The following is a 15,309-nucleotide window of genomic DNA, read 5'->3' as shown; positions in this document are numbered from 1 at the left end:
GCGGTTTTCACCTGGCGAAAGGTCCCTGGATCGATGTGCAACCTCTACGCCATGCGGCGCACCCAGACCGAGATCGTCGCCCTGACCCGGGTCCTGTTGCAGAAGGTCAATCAGGCGGAGCTGCCGGGCATCTTTCCGGACTATGCGGCCCCCATCGTGCGCCAGTCCGCCGACGGCGAGCGCGAGCTGGTCCAGGCCCGCTGGGGCATGCCCTCGCCGCAGTTTGCCCTCGAGGGCAAGAAGACCGATCCGGGCGTGACCAATATCCGCAACGCCAAGAGCCCGCACTGGCGGCGCTGGCTGGGCACGGACCATCGCTGCCTGGTGCCCTTCACCAGTTTCAGCGAGTTCAACAAGGCCGAGGGCGGCGACATCTGGTTCGCCCTGGCGGAGGATCGTCCCCTGGCGGTGTTTGCCGGGATCTGGACCGCGTGGACGAGCGTCCGCAAGCTCAAGGAAGGCGAGGTCACCGCCGATCTGTTTGGCTTCCTGACCACGGAGCCCAATGCCGAGGTCGGTGCCATTCACCCCAAGGCCATGCCGGTGATCCTGACCACCGAGGCCGAACGCGAGACCTGGCTGAACGCGCCCTGGCCCGAGGCTTCGGCGCTGCAGAAGCCTCTGCCAGACGGGGCGCTGAGGATCGTGGCGCGCGGCGGCAAGCGGGATGACGGCTGAGGGGCGGCCACGGCCATCCGGACCCAGCCTTCAACGATGATCACGGGGTGTCTCCCATGGGGGAAGGTTTGCCGGCCGCCAGGGCCGTAACTCGGACCAGAAGCCGGATGGCCGCCAGATAGTCCGCCTCGGTGCGGGTTTCATACTTCACGCCGGCGGCGGTGACGGAGAGGAAGCTGGCAAAGGCCCCCGGTCCGCCGAAGGCGTCGATCCGGGCTCCTTCTTTCGCCGCCGCTTCGGCGCGCTGGATCAGGATGGCACTGAACCCGGCATCGAGCCGGGTTGCGGCGGCCCTGGCCAGGTCGGCATCGAGGTCGAACAGTTCGGCCCCGTGCGGCGTTGTCCGCATCAGCCGGAAGAAGCGCAGATCCTTGGCCAGGATGGTCGCTTCCAGGTTTTCGGCTAAGGTGAAGTCGTCGCGCCAGGCGGCCTCGGCCCCGGCCAGGGCGTCGTCGATCACCGAAGCCGCCAGGGCTTCGAACACGGCCCGCTTGTCGGCGAAACGCAGATAGAGGGTCGCCCGCGCCACGCCGGCCTCGCGGGCGATGTCGGCCATGCTGGTGCGCTTGAAGCTGTGACGTCCGAACAGGGTCAGGGCCGCATCGAGAATACGTCTTACGTTGTTGTCAGACACTATAGACATCATTTGTCCAATATGATCGGATTGGCTCTCGACACAAGGGGTGCTGTGATGACCGACAAGGGCGTGGTGCTGGTAACCGGAGGGTCTGGCTATATCGCGGGCTTCTGCATTGGCCAGCTTCTGAATGAGGGCTGGACCGTCCGGACGACGGTTCGCAATCTCGCGCGGGAAGCCGAGGTCCGGGCGAGCATCGCCAAGCTGAGCCCGCACGGGAACCGGCTGAGCGTCTTCGCCGCCGACCTCAATGCCGACGGCGGCTGGCGCGAGGCGGCTGAAGGCTGCGTCGGCGTGCTGCATGTTGCCTCGCCCTTGCCATCGGCCAATCCCAAGGATGATGACGAACTGATCCGCCCTGCCCGCGACGGGGCCCTTCGGGTGCTGAAGGCGTCGCGCGACGCCGGTGTCAAGCGCGTGGTCATGACCTCGTCCACCGCAGCCGTCTGCTATGGCTTTGGCGGGCGGACCGAGCCCTTCACCGAGGCTGACTGGTCAGATCCCACCGACCGCAGCGACTCCTCGGCCTATGAGCGGTCGAAGATGATCGCCGAGCGGGCCGCCTGGGCCTGGCTCGAGGCCGAAGGGGGTGCGCTGGAACTGGTCACCATCTGTCCGGGTGCCGTCCTTGGGCCGGTGCTCGGCCGTGACTTCTCGGCCTCGATCGACATCGTCAAGAAGCTGCTGGACGGTTCCGTCCCCGGCCTGCCGCGCTTTGGCTGGCCGCTGGTCGATGTCCGCGACATTGCCGACCTGCATGTGCGGGCCCTGGCGGCCCCGCATGCTGCGGGCCGGCGTTATATCGGGGCAGGTGATTTCAGCTGGATGGCGGAGATCGCCGAGGTGCTGCGTCGCGATCTGCCCGGAGCCGGTGCCCGGGCCCCGAAGATGAAACTGGCCGACGGCCTTGTCCGCCTGACCGCCATTTTTGATCCGGTCATCCGCGAGCGGCTGTTCGAGCTGGGCAAGCAGAGGCCGGTCTCGGCGCAGAGGGCCAAGGACGAGCTCGGCTGGAAGCCAAGGTCGAACCGCGAGATGATCCTGGACACGGCCAAAAGCCTGATCGCCGAAGGCCTGATCAAGGCCTAGGGCGGCCCCTGCCTCAGGCCGCCGATGGAGCGGGGTCGATGCGGGCCACGAAGCAGCCGTGGCCGGCATTGTGGGCATGGACATAGGCCGCGCCGGCTGTCGCCAGCTGACGCTCTATCGCGGTTTCCAGGCCATCGCCCATGGCCACTTCGGCGCTCAGGAGCAGGCCGTCTGCGCTGAAGGCCCGCAGGGCGATCGGACGGTCGCGCATGGCCGATGGGAGGGTGTCGCGGCCGCTCCAGGTCTCTGAGGCGGACTGGCTGACATAGATGGCATAGGCCGATCTATAGGGCGTGTCGGCCGGCTGATGTTCGTAGTTCAGCAGCAGCACGGTCTCGCCGGGCTCGGCATCGCGCAGGCCGATGCGGCAGGGAAAGCCCGGCTTGGCGGTGGCGACCCGTCGCAGGATGCCCCGTGCCGCGAGGGCTTCGGTGTCGAGATCGAACAGGGGGCGGAAGTCTTCGACCGGCAGGCCGGAAATCGTGAAGGGCATGGGGCGGTTCCATGGGGGGTGAATGACTTCCCCCTGATGCCCCGCCGCCCTGCCGGATCTCCACCCGATCCTTGCGGCGATAGACCTGCTAGGCCTTCTTGTTCAGGGTGATGGCGGTGCCGCTGGAGACCGGATTGTTCATCCGCGCACCGGCACCATAGCCCGCCGCCGGGGCGCGCTGGTTGGCGATTTCCTCGGCCACGGCCTTGACCAGACCTTCAGTAACCGTGCGGGCGGCGTTCAGGGCGCGAGCCTGGCGGGCCAGGACGGCGTCGAAGGCTTCGGTGGCGCGCACCAGGCGCTGGCGAAGTCCCGCATCCGCACCGGAGATCAGGGCGATATTGGCGCGCACCCGCGCCGACTCGTGCCGGTAGAGATTGGCCAGCTTGGCCGTCTCCTCGACATACTGCGCCGCGTCCTGGGGCCGGCGGGCTTCGAAGGCCGTGGCCTCCTTGGCGATCAGGTCGGTCAGGCGTTCGGTCAGCAGGACCAGTTGGTCGACACGGTCGTTGGGATCGGTGGCGGCGAGGGCCATGACTAATCTTTCAACCCTTGAAGCTTGAGCATTTCACGCTGGACGGTGCTGGCCAGACCGATGCCGCCGGCCTTGGAGACTTCCTTGGCCATGGACTCGGTGAGCAGCGACTTGAACATTTCCTCGGCCTGTCCGCCGCCGAAGGGCTCGGAGGTTTTCACGCCGGCAAACATCGACTGCATCATCACCGACAGGAACGAGGCCTCGAAGGTCTGGGCCGTTTCCTGGATCTTGCCGCGCTTGGCCAGCTCTGCGGCCGACGGCGGCGGGGCGATGGTGTCGATCGGCGAGGCGATGGCGGTGAGGGGGCTCATCACATCACCTCGATATCAGCTTGCAGCGCGCCGGCGGCCTTCACCGCCTGCAGGATCGAGATCATGTCGCGCGGGGTGACGCCCAGGGCGTTGAGACCGCCGACCAGGCTCTTCAGCGAGGCTCCGGCGTTCAGGGTGAGCAGCTGCTTGCCCTTTTCCTCTTCGACACTGACCGTCGATTGCGGAACCACGGCGGTCTGGCCCTGGCTAAAAGGGGCGGGCTGGCTGACCGCCGGGCTTTCCTGCACCGAGATGGTCAGATTGCCCTGGGCGATGGCCACCTGGCTGATCCGCACGTCGTCGCCCATGACGATGACGCCGGCCACTTCGTCGATGATCACCTTGGCCGGGCCGTCGGGCTCGACCTCGAGGTTCTCGATCGCAGTGATGAAGCTGATCATGTCCATGTTCGCCGGAGGCCGCACGGCGACGATGGTCGGGTTCTGGGCCTGGGCGCTGTAGGGGAAGCGGCCGTTGATGACGTCGGAGATCCGGCGCGAAGTGGTGAAGTCGGGGTTGCGCAGGGTCATGCGCAACTCTTCCATGTTCACCATCTGGAAGCCGGTTTCCTTTTCGATGATGCCGCCGGCGGCGATCCGGCCGGCGGTGGGCACGCCCTTGCTGATCGAGCTGCCCGAGGCTCCGCCCGCCGAGACCGAGCCGGTCTGGACGCTGCCCTGGGCCACGGCATAGGTCTGGCCGTCCGCGCCCTGCAGGCTGGTGACCAGAAGGGTGCCGCCCAGCAGGCTCTTGGCGTCGCCCAGGGTGGAGACGCTGACGTCCATCTTCGCGCCGGGCGCGGCGAAGGCCGGCAGATTGGCTGTGACCATCACCGAGGCGACGTTCTTGGTGTTCAGATTGGCGTTGCGAACATTGACGCCCTGGCGCTCGAGCATGGCCTCGAGGCTCTGCTTGGTCATGGGCGCATTGCGCAGGCTGTCGCCCGAGCCGTTCAGGCCGACCACGATGCCATAGCCGATCAACTGGTTGTCGCGCACGCCTTCGAACGAGACGATGTCCTTGATCCGTGACTTGGCGAACGACGGCCCGGCCGCCAGGGCAAAGGCGGTGGCGGCGAGCAAGAAAACGGTGCGCAAACGTGAACGCGACATGGCTATCCTGACGTGGGGAGATGTCCCCACCCGCTCCCATGCCAAAAGCGGGCCAATCTCAAAGGCTTGAGTCGTAAGGCTTTGTGCGTTTTGCCGCAGGCCCCTCGGTGCCCTTCGGCAGATTCTGCCCGGCATTAACCATACTTCAAGCGGCCGGACCGACTATGGTGCGACGGTGGGACTTCTGACTCGTCCCGGGTGCTGTGGAGTTGCGGTCGCCATGAAGGTTTCGAGCACGGGGGGCGTGGGCGCGAGCGGCGCATCGCGGGCCAAAGCTTCGGGCAGCGGTGCCAGCTTTTCGCTGCCTTCGGTCGGGGCGGCCAGCAGCGCGGCCGGCGTGGTCCAGGCGGGCGGCGTCGCGGGGCTGGGTTCGCTCGACGCCCTTCTGGCCCTGCAGGCCATGGGCGATCCTCTGGAGCGCCGCAAGCGGGCGGTCCGACGGGCCGACGGCATTCTCGACATCCTGGGCGAGGTGAAGCTCGCCCTGCTTGATGGCGATGTGTCCGCCGCCACGCTCGACCGACTGACCCGCGCCATCCGCGAGCAGCGCGATTCGACCGATGATCCCCGGCTCGAGGGCGTCCTCAACGAGATCGAGACCCGGGCAGCTGTCGAAAAAGCCAAGCTGGAACAGGCCCGGCGTGCCTGATGCAACGGGCGACGACCACGGACGATGGCCGGGTTCATGCCACCAGCGAATTCAAGGTCTTGCCCCAGGCCGGTTCGCCTGAATCTGCAACGCCAGTCGGGGGCTTCTGGCGCGAACGAGGCGAGTTTTCCGGAACTGAACGCGCCACTCACGCGAGGTTCATTGAACACGGCTATTCTTTTGGTATAAGCACCCGGCCTGTTCAGGGCGGAGTTCATTGGGGCGTGAGGCGTTAATGCAAACGGCCACTGTTCTAGTTGGTAAAAGCAACTATCGGCCTTCCGAGGGCGAAGAGTTTATGAATGCGCGGCAGCTTGAGTACTTCAAGCAAAAGCTGCTGGACTGGAAGGACGAGATCCTCCGCGAATCCCGCGAGACGGTGGCCCATCTCCAGAAAGAAACCGAAAATCACGCCGATCTGGCCGATCGCGCGTCTTCGGAAACCGACCGGGCGCTGGAACTGCGCACCCGCGATCGTCAACGGAAGCTGATCTCCAAGATCGACCAGGCCCTGCGCCGCGTCGAGGACGGCTCCTATGGCTATTGCGAGGAAACCGGCGAACCGATCGGCCTTGCCCGGCTTGAGGCTCGCCCTACGGCGACCCTGAGCCTGGAAGCCCAGGAGCGTCACGAGCGCCGCGAACGCGTGCACCGCGACGACTGATCGGCCTCAGGGCCTCTGTGTTTCAAGACGGCCCCGGGGGAAGCCCCGGGGCCGTCTTTGGTTCTGGACGCCCCCTAACCCCACCTGCGCTCGCGGGCTGCAAACGGCACGGGCAGGCCAGGGCTTCACGACAGGCACCGCGCGCCCGGCCTTTACCTGGCGCGAGGAGTCGGGTGCACTGCCCCCGCCGTCGTGGGGACCCCTGATGATCAAACACCTGATTTGCGCTCTGGCGCTGTCCTGGACTGTGGCGGCTTCCGCCCAGGCCCAGACTGTCGATCTGGATAAGGCGACGATCGCCCAGCTGCGGGCAGCCATGGACGCGGGGCAGCTGACCAGCGAGCGGCTGGTCCGGCTCAGCCTGGCCCGGATGGACGCCTATGACGACAAGGGGCCGCAGATCAATGCGGTGATCATCCGCAATCCCCGCGCCCTGGCCGAGGCGCGAGCCCTGGATGCAGAGCTGAAGAGCAAGGGCCGGCGCTCGCCCCTGCATGGCATTCCGGTGGTGCTGAAGGACAATTTCGACACCGCAGACCTCGCCACCACGGGCGGCTCGATCTTTCTGGAGGGTTCGATTCCGCCGGATGATGCCTTTCTGGTCAAAAAGCTGCGCGAGGCGGGGGCCGTGATCCTGGCCAAGGTCAATCTGTCCGAATTCGCCTCGGGCGGAGCCTTTAGCTCGCTGGGCGGCCAGACCCGCAACCCGCATGATCTGCTGCGCTCGCCCCTGGGATCGTCCGGGGGCACGGGGGCGGCCATAGCGGCAGGCTATGCGCCGCTGGGGCTGGGTACCGATACGGGGGGCTCAGTGCGCTGGCCGGCGGCGGCCAACGGCATCGTCGGGCTGCGACCCACCCACGGGTTGCTGAGCCGTGACGGTATTATTCCCCTGTCGCTCAGTTTCGATACTGCCGGTCCACTGGCGCGCAATGTCTCGGACGTCGCGGTCGCCCTGGGCCTGCTCGCCGGCGTGGATCCGGCCGACCCGGCAACGGCGAAGAGCCAGGGCAGGGCCCAGGCGGACTACACGCCCTATCTGAAGGCCGACGCCCTGAAGGGGGTGAGGATCGGCGTGGCGCGCGACTTCATGGGCCAGGACGCTGAGTTTGACTGGGTCATGGAGGCCTCCATCGCCGTCATGAAGGCGGCCGGGGCGACTGTCGTCGATGTCCGCCTGCCCAGATGGCTGATCGAGTCCAAGGGCGAGTTCTATTCTGCGGTCCGGATGTCAGAGTTCCCGGTCCAGCTGCAGACCTATCTGGCGACCCTGAAGCCCGGCTATCCCAGGACCCTGGACGAGATGATCGAGCGGTCCTATCGCCTGCCGGCCCCCCGCCCGGATGGGGCTGGACCCAATGCGACGCGGTGGTCGCTGCTGCGGCGGGAGCAGGCCTCCGTCGCCCTGACCGACCCTGCCTATACCGCCGTCCGCGACCAGGCCCTGCCGCTGGTTGTCGCCGCCCTAGACGGCGTGTTCACGGCCAACAGGCTCGACGCCATCATCTATCCGCCTCTAGCGGAGCGTCCCGAACTGATCAGCCGCACCGGTGGGACGCGAGCGGCGACGCCCGGCGGCGGGGCCACCAGCGGCACCAATCTCGCCAGCCTGTCGGGCTTCCCCGAACTGGTTGTCCCGGCCGGTTTCACCACTGATCAACTGCCCGTCGGCCTGTCGTTCATCGGCCGCGCCTTCGACGAGGGCAAGATCCTGGGGATCGGCTATGCGTTCGAACAGGCTACCCAGGCGCGACGACAGCCGGTGCATACGCCGCCGCTTAAAGGGGAAGTTCTGTCCGTCGGTCCAAGGAAACCCTGAGCCCTGCTGGCCTCGCCCGACGCCCGCAAACCCCTTGGGTCGGGCCAGGCCAGCAAATGCCCCTGCCGAAAACGGGGCCAGGTTCTGTTCACCACAGGGTCTTTGCGGCGCGCTCGGGCCAGTCGCGGTCATAGGCCTCGCCCCCGACCTCACCGGCCGTGACCGCCGCCAGCATGGCCCCCGGTGAGGGCAGGGTGGCCGGATCGACCTGGCTTTCGGCCTTCCACAGCCCGGACCGCACGATGGCCCGGGCACACTGGAAATAGGCCTCCTGCACGGTGATCACCATGGCACTGCGCGGGGCCTGGCCGTCGACGGCGAAACTGGCCAGCAGGGCGGGGTCAGCACTGATCACCGCCCGGCCATTGACCCGGAAGGTCGTGCCCGAGCCCGGGATCAGGAACAGCAGGGCGACCCGCGGATCCCGCACCACATTGCGCAGGCTGTCGAGGCGGTTGTTGCCGCGACGGTCGGGCAGGATCAGGGTCTGTGGATCAGCGACGCGCACAAAGCCCGGCCTGTCGCCGCGCGGGCTGCAATCCAGGCCCTCGGGGCCGAGTGTCGCCAGGGCGACAAAGGGCGAGGCCTCGATCAGGGTCCGATAATGTGGGGTAATGGTCGTTGACACCTTGACCAGGGCCGCGCTGACGGGCGGGGTGTCATAGAGCGCGTCCAGCGCCTCGAGGCTGTCGATCACGCTCATGGTGCCCTCCCGCTTCCGGAGAGAAGCCTAGAGGTCCGGCGCGCCCGGCGAAAGCGTCAGGCGGTAAAGACTCGCGCGCAAGCCTCGGCGAGGTGGCGCGGCGAGATCGGCTTGCCGACCACGGGCGGCTCGCGGCCCCGCACCAGTTCGGCATTGCCGGTTACATAGACGACGGGGATATCGCCGAGCTGTTGCTGGATGGCTTCGACCGCCTCGACCCCGGTGCCGCCGACGATGCGATAATCCGCTGTGATCAGGTCCGGACGCCGGGCCACGGCCTTCTTCAGGGCGTCCTGCGGGCTTTCGGCGATGTCGAAGCTGGTAAAGCCCTGTTCAGCCAGCAGGGCTTCCATCTCGAAGGCGATCAAAATCTCGTCCTCGATGATCAGGGCATGTCGGGCTTTCATGTGCACGGTCATTTGCCGCCGCCTTCATTAACGTCCCGTCTTAACTTCAACGCCCGGCCAAGCTTGCGCGCCAGTCTCATTTTCGTGATCTGACGAATTATTGCCTCAATCAGTGGCCCTGTCCCAGATTCTGCGGGCTGCTTCCCCAGTCTGGGTAGGCGACGCGGTGGGGCGATCCGCGCTATGCAGGTGAAAAGTCCGAAGCAGGACGGCGGGAGATGGCGATTGTCCGTCGCTGCCGTCATGCTTGCGGCCCAGTTCAGCGCAGGAATCGCCCAGTCATGTCTCAAGACGCCCCCCTGATCCTGACCGAAAAGCGCGGTCACATCGCCATCCTCACCCTGAACCGTCCGGAGGCGATGAACGCCCTGGGTGCGCCCGGCGACGGCGACCAGGTGGCGGCCGCCTGCGAGGCGATCAATGATGACCAGGATATCCGCTGCGTGATTCTGACCGGCGCGGGCCGGGCCTTCTCGGCCGGCGGCGACGTCAAGGCGATGAAGGCCCGCGAGGGCGCGTTCGGCGGCAATGGCGTCAAGGTCCGCGACGGCTATCGCAAGAACATCCACCGCATCGTCCGCGCCATCTATGGCCTGGAGGTTCCCTCGATCGCCGCCGTCAATGGCGCGGCCATCGGCCTGGGCTGTGACGTGGCCTGCATGACCGACATCCGCATCGGGGCCGACACCGCCAAGTTCGGCGTCACCTTCCTGAAGCTGGGCCTGATTCCCGGAGATGGCGGAGCCTGGCTGATGCCGCGCACCATCGGCATGAGCCGCGCCGCGGAGCTGCTGTTCACCGGCGACGTCATTGACGCGGCCAAGGCGGCCGAATGGGGCCTGATCAGCAAGGCCGTGCCGGCCGACACCCTGATGGATGAAGCCATGGCCCTGGCCACGCGGATTGCGGCCCAGCCGCCGCACGCCCTGCGCATGGCCAAGAGCCTGCTCAAGCACGGCACGACCGCCAGCTACGACACCCTGATGGAGATGAGCGCGGCCGCCCAGGCCATCGCCCACCACACCGAGGACCACATGGAAGGCGTCGACGCGATCCTCGAAAAGCGCGCGCCGGTGTTCAAGGGCGCCTGAGGTCATGGGCAAGGAAGCGCGGGGCGTCTGGGGCCATCTGTCGGACGGGGACTGCGAGGGCAAGCTCCTGTGGGAGTTTCCCAAACTGATCTTCCGCGGAGCCCATCGCGGCATCTATCAGGGCCACGCCCTGCGCTACATCAAGGTCGAGGGCAATGACCTCGTCCTGAACGACGGCACCCGGTTCGAGCTGGAGCCGGGCGAAGCCGACAAGTGGCTGCACGCCATCCTCAACCCGCCGGGGCGGCTGGACAAGCTGGGCGTCAAGCCCGGCCAGACGGTCGTGGTGCTGGCGCTTGAGGATGAAGAGTTCCTGGAAGAGCTCTCCACCCGGGTCGAGCCCGTCGAGGCCGAGGAGGACATCGACCTGCTGTTCCTCGGCGTCGAGGACCTGGCCGATTTCGATCAGCTGGAAGACCTGATCGGCGGGCTGGGTCCCAAGGGCGCGATCTGGATCGTGGCCCAGAAGGGCAAGGGCGCGCCGCTGAAGGACACTGAGATCCTGGCCGCCGCGCGCGGTCAGGGTCTGGTCGACACCAAGGTCTGCAGCTTCTCCAAGACCCATTCGGCCCTGCGCTTCGTCAAGCGCAAGGCCGGTCCGCCGGCAGCGAGCAAGCCGGTCGAGGATGACGCCGGCTTCGACGACGAGATCTGAGGGCAGGGAAGGGCGATGTTTCCAGTCCGGCGCATTCGTCCTTCCCGGCTTCTCGCCCCCTATGTGAAGGCGTTCGAGGAGCGCAGCCGCAGACTGGACGCCACGGTGGTGCTGCGCCCGCTGCCGGCACGGACCGAGCAGTTCCTCGAATTCTATCTCGCCGACCGCTATCGGGTGCGTGACATCGCGTCCGGGGCGGTAGAGGCCGCGCCAGACATCGTTCTGGTCGGGCTGCAGACCTATCGCCGGGTCGATGTGCTGCTCGGCGGGGACCTCAACCTGTTCACGATCCAGTTCACGCCGACCGGCTTTTCCAGTCTGTTTGGTCAGGCTGCGGCCTCGCTCACCGACAGGGCCCATGACGGCCGGGATGTCCTGGGTCCGGAGATCGCCCTGATCGCCGGACAGCTGGAGGCGGCACCGGATCTCGCGGCCCGGGCGGCCATTGCCGAGGCTTGGCTGGGCGGCAAGGCGATCCCTCTGACACCCGACCCCATAGCCTGGGCGGCGCGCCGCATGACGGCCCTGCACGGCGGCGTCCGGGTGGCAGACCTGGCCGAGGCCGTGGACCTGGGCGAGCGCCAGTTCGAGCGGCGGTTCACCCGGGCGGTTGGGGTCTCGCCCAAGCGCTATGCCCGGGTCCTGCGGTTCCGCGAGGCCCTGCGGCTGAAGGCTGAAGGGGCCGAACCGAGCTGGGCGGCGGTGGCCCAGGCGGCGGGCTATGTCGATCAGGCCCACATGATCCACGAGTTCCAGGCCCTGGCCGGCGCCACGCCCGAGCGTCTGCTGGCGACCATGGCCCCGGCGCTGGAAACCGTTCTGCCGGGTGTCGGAAATCTACAATCGGGCCGAAACGTGACCGCCTAGTCTGCCCGCCATCGAGGATGGCTGGAGCTGGACGGATGATCGAACGACGCGCCTTGCTGACGATGGGGGGATTGGCGATGACGGGATTGGCCGGCACGGCCCAGGCGGCCGGAGACGGGGTGGCGGAGATCGAGGCCCTGGTGAAGTCGCTGCTGGCGGCCTGGAACGCCACGGACGCCGACGCCTATGCCGATCACTTCTGGCCCGACGCCAGCTGGGTCAATGTCGTGGGCATGCACTGGCGCGGCCGCGATCAGGTGGCCTTCGCCCACCGGCTGTTCCTGTCGACCATCTTCAAGGACTGCAAGCAGACCCTGGTCTCGATCGAGGCACGGGCCGTAGCGCCGGGCGTGGCCCTGGCGGTGGTGACCATGATCCAGGACGCCTACACCACGCCGGACGGCAACAGGATGCCCGAGGCCCATGACCGCCTCAGCCTGACGGCGGTGCAGCGGGAGGGGCGCTGGCTGCTGATCCATGGCCACAACACCATCATCAACCCCCAGGCGGCCAATAACGACCCGGTCCTGCGGATGCCGCGCTGACCTTGTCGGCCCGCGCCGGGCCCTGGCGGTGCGTCTGATCAGGGCCTAATCCAGGCCCCCACAGGCCGCGCAGAAGGCGTCCAGATCGGCCTCGTCGTGATAGATCGACAGGCCGATGCGCAGCACGTCGTCGCGAACGTCAACCACCACGCCCCGGGCCGCGAGGGCTGTTTTCCAGGTCTGGGCATGGGGGTGGCGCAGGGCCAGGAAGCGGGCCTGCGGCCCGTTCCCGGGCGGGTTCACGATGACGGCGTCCTTCAGAGGTCCGGCTGTGCAGGCGGCGATACGGGTCAGCAGGCTCCGCTGAAGGCCCGCCACATGTTCGGCCACGGCGGCCGTGGTCAGGCCCTCGGTCTCCAGCATCTGTCCCGCCGCCACGAAGCGGTAGAGACCCGACGGATCGAAGGTCGCGCCCAGGAATCGGCTGGCGTCGCGTGCATAGCCCACCCCGCCAGGCGGGCCTTCGAGGTCGCCGAACTCGGCGTACCAGCCGGTCAGGGCCGGGCGCGGACCAAAGCCGGGCGGGGCGTGCAGGAAGGCCGCGCCTTCCCCCGCCATGGCGTATTTGTAGCCGCCGGCGACATAGAAGATCCGGTCGGCCACGCCCGACAGGTCGGTCGGTACGGCCCGGTAGCCGTGATAGCCGTCGACCACCACCCATGGCCCCTCGGGCCGGGCCAGATCGGCCAGGTCCCAGACGCGATCGAAGACATAGCCACTCTTGAAGAACACGTGGCTGACGAAGATCAGGTCGAAATCACCCTCGCGCGCGGTCGCCAGGAAACGCTCTGCGAAGTCCCCCTCCTGGCTGTTTGGCCCATCGGCCTCCACCAGGGTCAGCGCGATCTCGCCGGCCTCGACCCAGCGCTGGGCCTGGCGGCGGAACGAGTGGAACTCGCCGTCGGTCGACAGCACCCGGACGGGCCGCCTGTCGATCGCCGACAGAAGCACGGTCAGCAGGGCGTGAGTATTGGGCGCGAAGACGACGCTGTCGGGCGAGGGCAGGGCGAGCTCGCGTGCGACCAGGCCTTGCGCGGCCGGATAGACCTCGCCCAGCGCCTTGTCCCACTTGTGGTCGGCCAGGGCAGCGGCGTCCTCCCAGGCCTCGATCTGGGCAGCCAGGGTGACGTCGGGCCACAGGTGATGGCTGTGGGCCGCCATGTGCAGCCGGCCCCCTTCCGAAGCAACGGGCGCGGTCAGGGCCCGCGAGAAAAGGTCCTTGCGCGCGCCGTTCACAGCTTGGTTCTCAGCGACCACAGCTCGGGGAAGGCGCGGCGGCGCAGGGTGCTGGCCAGATAGCCGATGCCGTCCGTGCCCCCCGTACCCGGCCGGCCGCCGATGATCCGCTCGACGGTCAGGACGTGCTTGTGGCGCCAGGTGACCAGGGCGTCGTCCAGGTCGACCAGCTTCTCGGCCAGTTGGTACAGCTCCCAATAGCGCTGGGTGTCGCGATAGACCTCCAGCCAGGCCGCCTCCACCTCGGGCGAAGGGGCGTAGGTCTCGGCAAAGTCGCGATTGAGCACCGCATCCGGCACGGCCAGGCCGGCCTTGGCCAGCTGGGCGATGGCCACATCATAGAGGCTGGGTGCATTCAGGGCCGCTTCCAGTTGCGCCAGGCCGTCAGAGCCCTCGGCGTGGAACTTGAGGAAGCTCTGGTCCTTCAGGCCCAGCAGGTATTCCAGGGTGCGGAACTGATGCGACTGGAAGCCCGAGCTTGAGCCCAGGTCGTTGCGGAAGCTCAGATAGTCGGCCGGGGTCATCGTCGCCAGAACGTCCCAGGACAGGGTCATCACCGTCTGGATCCGCGACACCCGGGCCAGGGCCTTGTAGGCGGGCTCGACATCGCCGTCCGCGATCAGCTGCTTGGCCAGGAGCACCTCGTGGATGATCTCCTTGAGCCACAGCTCTTTAACCTGGTGGATGACGATGAAAAGCATCTCGTCATGACGGTCGCTCCGCGGCTGCTGGGCTGCGAGCAGTTGGTCCAGCGCCAGGTAGTGCGCATAGGTCATGTTCTGGGTCATGACGCGATCCTAGGTCGTTCAGGGGGGCACATTTGTCCTTGTTTGCGGGCGGATTTTCCCCCGTCGCGGAATGATGTTTCGCCGCATCCACGGAAAGCGGAACAAGTGGTCTCGGCCCTCGCCAAGCACCGCCGAATGCGGCAGGAAGCGGCCATGAACCGCTTTGCCATTCTCGCCCTGGTCCTGGCCGGGCTTTCCTGGGGGCTGGGCTTTCCGCTGGGCAAGCTGGTCCTGCGCGAAACCGACGCCGCCCACATGGTGCTGCTGCGGTTCGCCGTCGCCGCCGTGGCGGCGGCCCCCTTCGCCCTGTGGACGGCCGAGGCGCGGGCCCTGTTCCGCTCGCCCGTCGTGCTGCTGGCCGGCGGGCTCTATGGCCTGGCCTTCATGGTGCAGTTCGAAGGCCTGGCCCATGTCAGCGTGACCCTGGCGGCGCTTCTGGTCGGGGCAATGCCGGCCCTGATCGCCGTCAGCGCCCGCTTTTTCGGGGAGCGGGTCAGCCGTGCCTCGTGGGCGGGGGTGGTCGCCGCGACGCTCGGCGCGTCCCTGATCGCCGGCAAGCCCGACGGTGCCGGCTCGCCGCTGGGGGTGGCGCTATCGGTCGCCTCGCTGTTCGTCTTCCTGGCCTGGCTGATCGTCATGCGCCGCGCGCCCAAGGTCCAGGCCCCCCTGGCCATACCGGCGGTGACCATGATCGTGGCCACAGCCGCCATCCTGCCGGTCGCCTGGCTGATGCACGGTCCGCCCAAGCTGGACCTCAGCCCCGTGGCCTGGTCCTGCATCATCGGCCAGGGCGTGGTGGCGACCCTGCTGGCCACGGCCGCCTGGCAATATGGCTCGGCCCGGGTCGGAGCCGCCACTGCCGGGGTCTTCATCAATATCGAGCCGCTGATGGGCGCGGTGATCGGGGTGATGCTGTTCGGCGACCACCTGACCCTGGCCCTCTTCGCCGGCGGCTTGCTGATCCTTCTCGGCAGCTTCGTCGTCGTGTTGGGCGAGGGGAAGGCGGACAAGGTTGAGGCTGTGTAGC

19 protein-coding genes are annotated in these 15,309 nt (G+C 67.5%); 10 read left to right on the top strand and 9 right to left on the bottom strand.

Annotation, left to right across the window (positions count from 1 at the left end; genetic code table 11):
- The first annotated feature begins 33 nt into the window (after nucleotides 1-33).
- Complete coding sequence (locus tag ACW17U_RS12300; RefSeq protein WP_492052752.1) at nucleotides 34-678, top strand: SOS response-associated peptidase; 645 nt, start codon at nucleotides 34-36, stop codon at nucleotides 676-678.
- Nucleotides 679-718: 40 nt separating this feature from the next.
- On the opposite strand, the gene ACW17U_RS12295 is transcribed toward ACW17U_RS12300, so the two are convergent.
- Complete coding sequence (locus ACW17U_RS12295; protein ID WP_492052750.1) at nucleotides 719-1,312, bottom strand: TetR/AcrR family transcriptional regulator; 594 nt, start codon at nucleotides 1,310-1,312, stop codon at nucleotides 719-721.
- A 57-nt stretch (nucleotides 1,313-1,369) separates the two neighbouring features.
- Here ACW17U_RS12295 and ACW17U_RS12290 point away from each other — a divergent pair, with 57 nt between their 5' ends.
- A complete protein-coding gene (locus tag ACW17U_RS12290; RefSeq protein ID WP_492052748.1) occupies nucleotides 1,370-2,404 on the top strand; it encodes an SDR family oxidoreductase in 1,035 nt (344 codons plus the stop codon).
- A gap of 13 nt (nucleotides 2,405-2,417) precedes the next feature.
- Here ACW17U_RS12290 and ACW17U_RS12285 read toward each other — a convergent pair whose 3' ends face one another.
- The 4 genes from ACW17U_RS12285 to ACW17U_RS12270 form a co-directional block, all read right to left on the bottom strand.
- Entirely contained in the window at nucleotides 2,418-2,897 is a 480-nt protein-coding gene (locus ACW17U_RS12285) for a DUF1203 domain-containing protein (RefSeq protein ID WP_492052747.1), read from the bottom strand.
- Between the two features lie 88 nt (nucleotides 2,898-2,985).
- A complete protein-coding gene (locus tag ACW17U_RS12280) occupies nucleotides 2,986-3,432 on the bottom strand; it encodes a hypothetical protein (protein ID WP_062144908.1) in 447 nt (148 codons plus the stop codon).
- A gap of 2 nt (nucleotides 3,433-3,434) precedes the next feature.
- The gene (locus tag ACW17U_RS12275; RefSeq protein WP_062144911.1) at nucleotides 3,435-3,746 is read right to left on the bottom strand and encodes a rod-binding protein; all 312 of its coding nucleotides are present in this window, start codon (nucleotides 3,744-3,746) and stop codon (nucleotides 3,435-3,437) included.
- Nucleotides 3,746-4,858 (bottom strand): flagellar basal body P-ring protein FlgI, encoded by a 1,113-nt coding sequence (locus ACW17U_RS12270; protein ID WP_062144914.1) that lies wholly within the window; start codon nucleotides 4,856-4,858, stop codon nucleotides 3,746-3,748. The genes ACW17U_RS12275 and ACW17U_RS12270 overlap by 1 nt, the downstream gene beginning before the upstream one ends.
- Nucleotides 4,859-5,078: 220 nt before the next feature.
- Here ACW17U_RS12270 and fliX point away from each other — a divergent pair, with 220 nt between their 5' ends.
- From fliX to ACW17U_RS12255, 3 genes are all read left to right on the top strand, one after another.
- Nucleotides 5,079-5,507: a flagellar assembly regulator FliX gene (gene fliX / locus ACW17U_RS12265; protein ID WP_062144917.1), complete on the top strand. Its 429-nt coding sequence runs from the start codon at nucleotides 5,079-5,081 to the stop codon at nucleotides 5,505-5,507.
- Between the two features lie 235 nt (nucleotides 5,508-5,742).
- Nucleotides 5,743-6,171 carry an RNA polymerase-binding protein DksA gene (gene dksA, locus ACW17U_RS12260; protein WP_062144920.1) on the top strand — a complete coding sequence of 143 codons (429 nt, stop codon included), beginning with the start codon at nucleotides 5,743-5,745 and terminating at the stop codon, nucleotides 6,169-6,171.
- A gap of 205 nt (nucleotides 6,172-6,376) precedes the next feature.
- Nucleotides 6,377-7,990 (top strand): amidase family protein, encoded by a 1,614-nt coding sequence (locus ACW17U_RS12255; RefSeq protein ID WP_492052744.1) that lies wholly within the window; start codon nucleotides 6,377-6,379, stop codon nucleotides 7,988-7,990.
- A gap of 88 nt (nucleotides 7,991-8,078) precedes the next feature.
- On the opposite strand, the gene ACW17U_RS12250 is transcribed toward ACW17U_RS12255, so the two are convergent.
- Nucleotides 8,079-8,693, bottom strand: coding sequence for a pyridoxamine 5'-phosphate oxidase family protein (locus tag ACW17U_RS12250; protein ID WP_492052742.1), 615 nt, complete (start codon nucleotides 8,691-8,693; stop codon nucleotides 8,079-8,081).
- A gap of 56 nt (nucleotides 8,694-8,749) precedes the next feature.
- Nucleotides 8,750-9,112 (bottom strand): response regulator, encoded by a 363-nt coding sequence (locus ACW17U_RS12245; protein WP_492052740.1) that lies wholly within the window; start codon nucleotides 9,110-9,112, stop codon nucleotides 8,750-8,752.
- A 269-nt stretch (nucleotides 9,113-9,381) separates the two neighbouring features.
- On the opposite strand from ACW17U_RS12245, the gene ACW17U_RS12240 reads away from it, so the two are divergent.
- From ACW17U_RS12240 to ACW17U_RS12225, 4 genes are read left to right on the top strand one after another with little or no spacing between them, the layout of a single operon-like run.
- Nucleotides 9,382-10,191 (top strand): crotonase/enoyl-CoA hydratase family protein, encoded by an 810-nt coding sequence (locus tag ACW17U_RS12240; protein ID WP_492052738.1) that lies wholly within the window; start codon nucleotides 9,382-9,384, stop codon nucleotides 10,189-10,191.
- Nucleotides 10,192-10,195: 4 nt separating this feature from the next.
- Nucleotides 10,196-10,846: a DUF3052 family protein gene (locus ACW17U_RS12235; protein WP_062144945.1), complete on the top strand. Its 651-nt coding sequence runs from the start codon at nucleotides 10,196-10,198 to the stop codon at nucleotides 10,844-10,846.
- A gap of 15 nt (nucleotides 10,847-10,861) precedes the next feature.
- Nucleotides 10,862-11,713 (top strand): helix-turn-helix domain-containing protein, encoded by an 852-nt coding sequence (locus tag ACW17U_RS12230; RefSeq protein ID WP_492052736.1) that lies wholly within the window; start codon nucleotides 10,862-10,864, stop codon nucleotides 11,711-11,713.
- Nucleotides 11,714-11,748: 35 nt separating this feature from the next.
- Nucleotides 11,749-12,258, top strand: coding sequence for an SgcJ/EcaC family oxidoreductase (locus ACW17U_RS12225; protein ID WP_492052734.1), 510 nt, complete (start codon nucleotides 11,749-11,751; stop codon nucleotides 12,256-12,258).
- Between the two features lie 45 nt (nucleotides 12,259-12,303).
- Here the strand turns inward: ACW17U_RS12225 and ACW17U_RS12220 are convergent, their stop codons facing one another.
- Complete coding sequence (locus ACW17U_RS12220; RefSeq protein ID WP_492052732.1) at nucleotides 12,304-13,515, bottom strand: kynureninase/PvdN C-terminal domain-containing protein; 1,212 nt, start codon at nucleotides 13,513-13,515, stop codon at nucleotides 12,304-12,306.
- A complete protein-coding gene (locus ACW17U_RS12215; protein ID WP_492052730.1) occupies nucleotides 13,491-14,282 on the bottom strand; it encodes a tryptophan 2,3-dioxygenase in 792 nt (263 codons plus the stop codon). Before ACW17U_RS12215 ends, ACW17U_RS12220 begins: the two co-directional genes overlap by 25 nt.
- A 153-nt stretch (nucleotides 14,283-14,435) precedes the next feature.
- On the opposite strand from ACW17U_RS12215, the gene ACW17U_RS12210 reads away from it, so the two are divergent.
- Nucleotides 14,436-15,308, top strand: a complete 873-nt coding sequence (locus ACW17U_RS12210) for a DMT family transporter (protein WP_062144961.1) — start codon at nucleotides 14,436-14,438, stop codon at nucleotides 15,306-15,308.
- The last annotated feature ends 1 nt before the right edge of the window (nucleotide 15,309 follow it).

It is taken from the genome of Caulobacter sp. AVps16 (assembly GCF_058681455.1).
The sequence above is the reverse complement of the archived record's forward strand: the minus strand, read 5'-3'. Positions and strand labels throughout refer to the sequence as shown.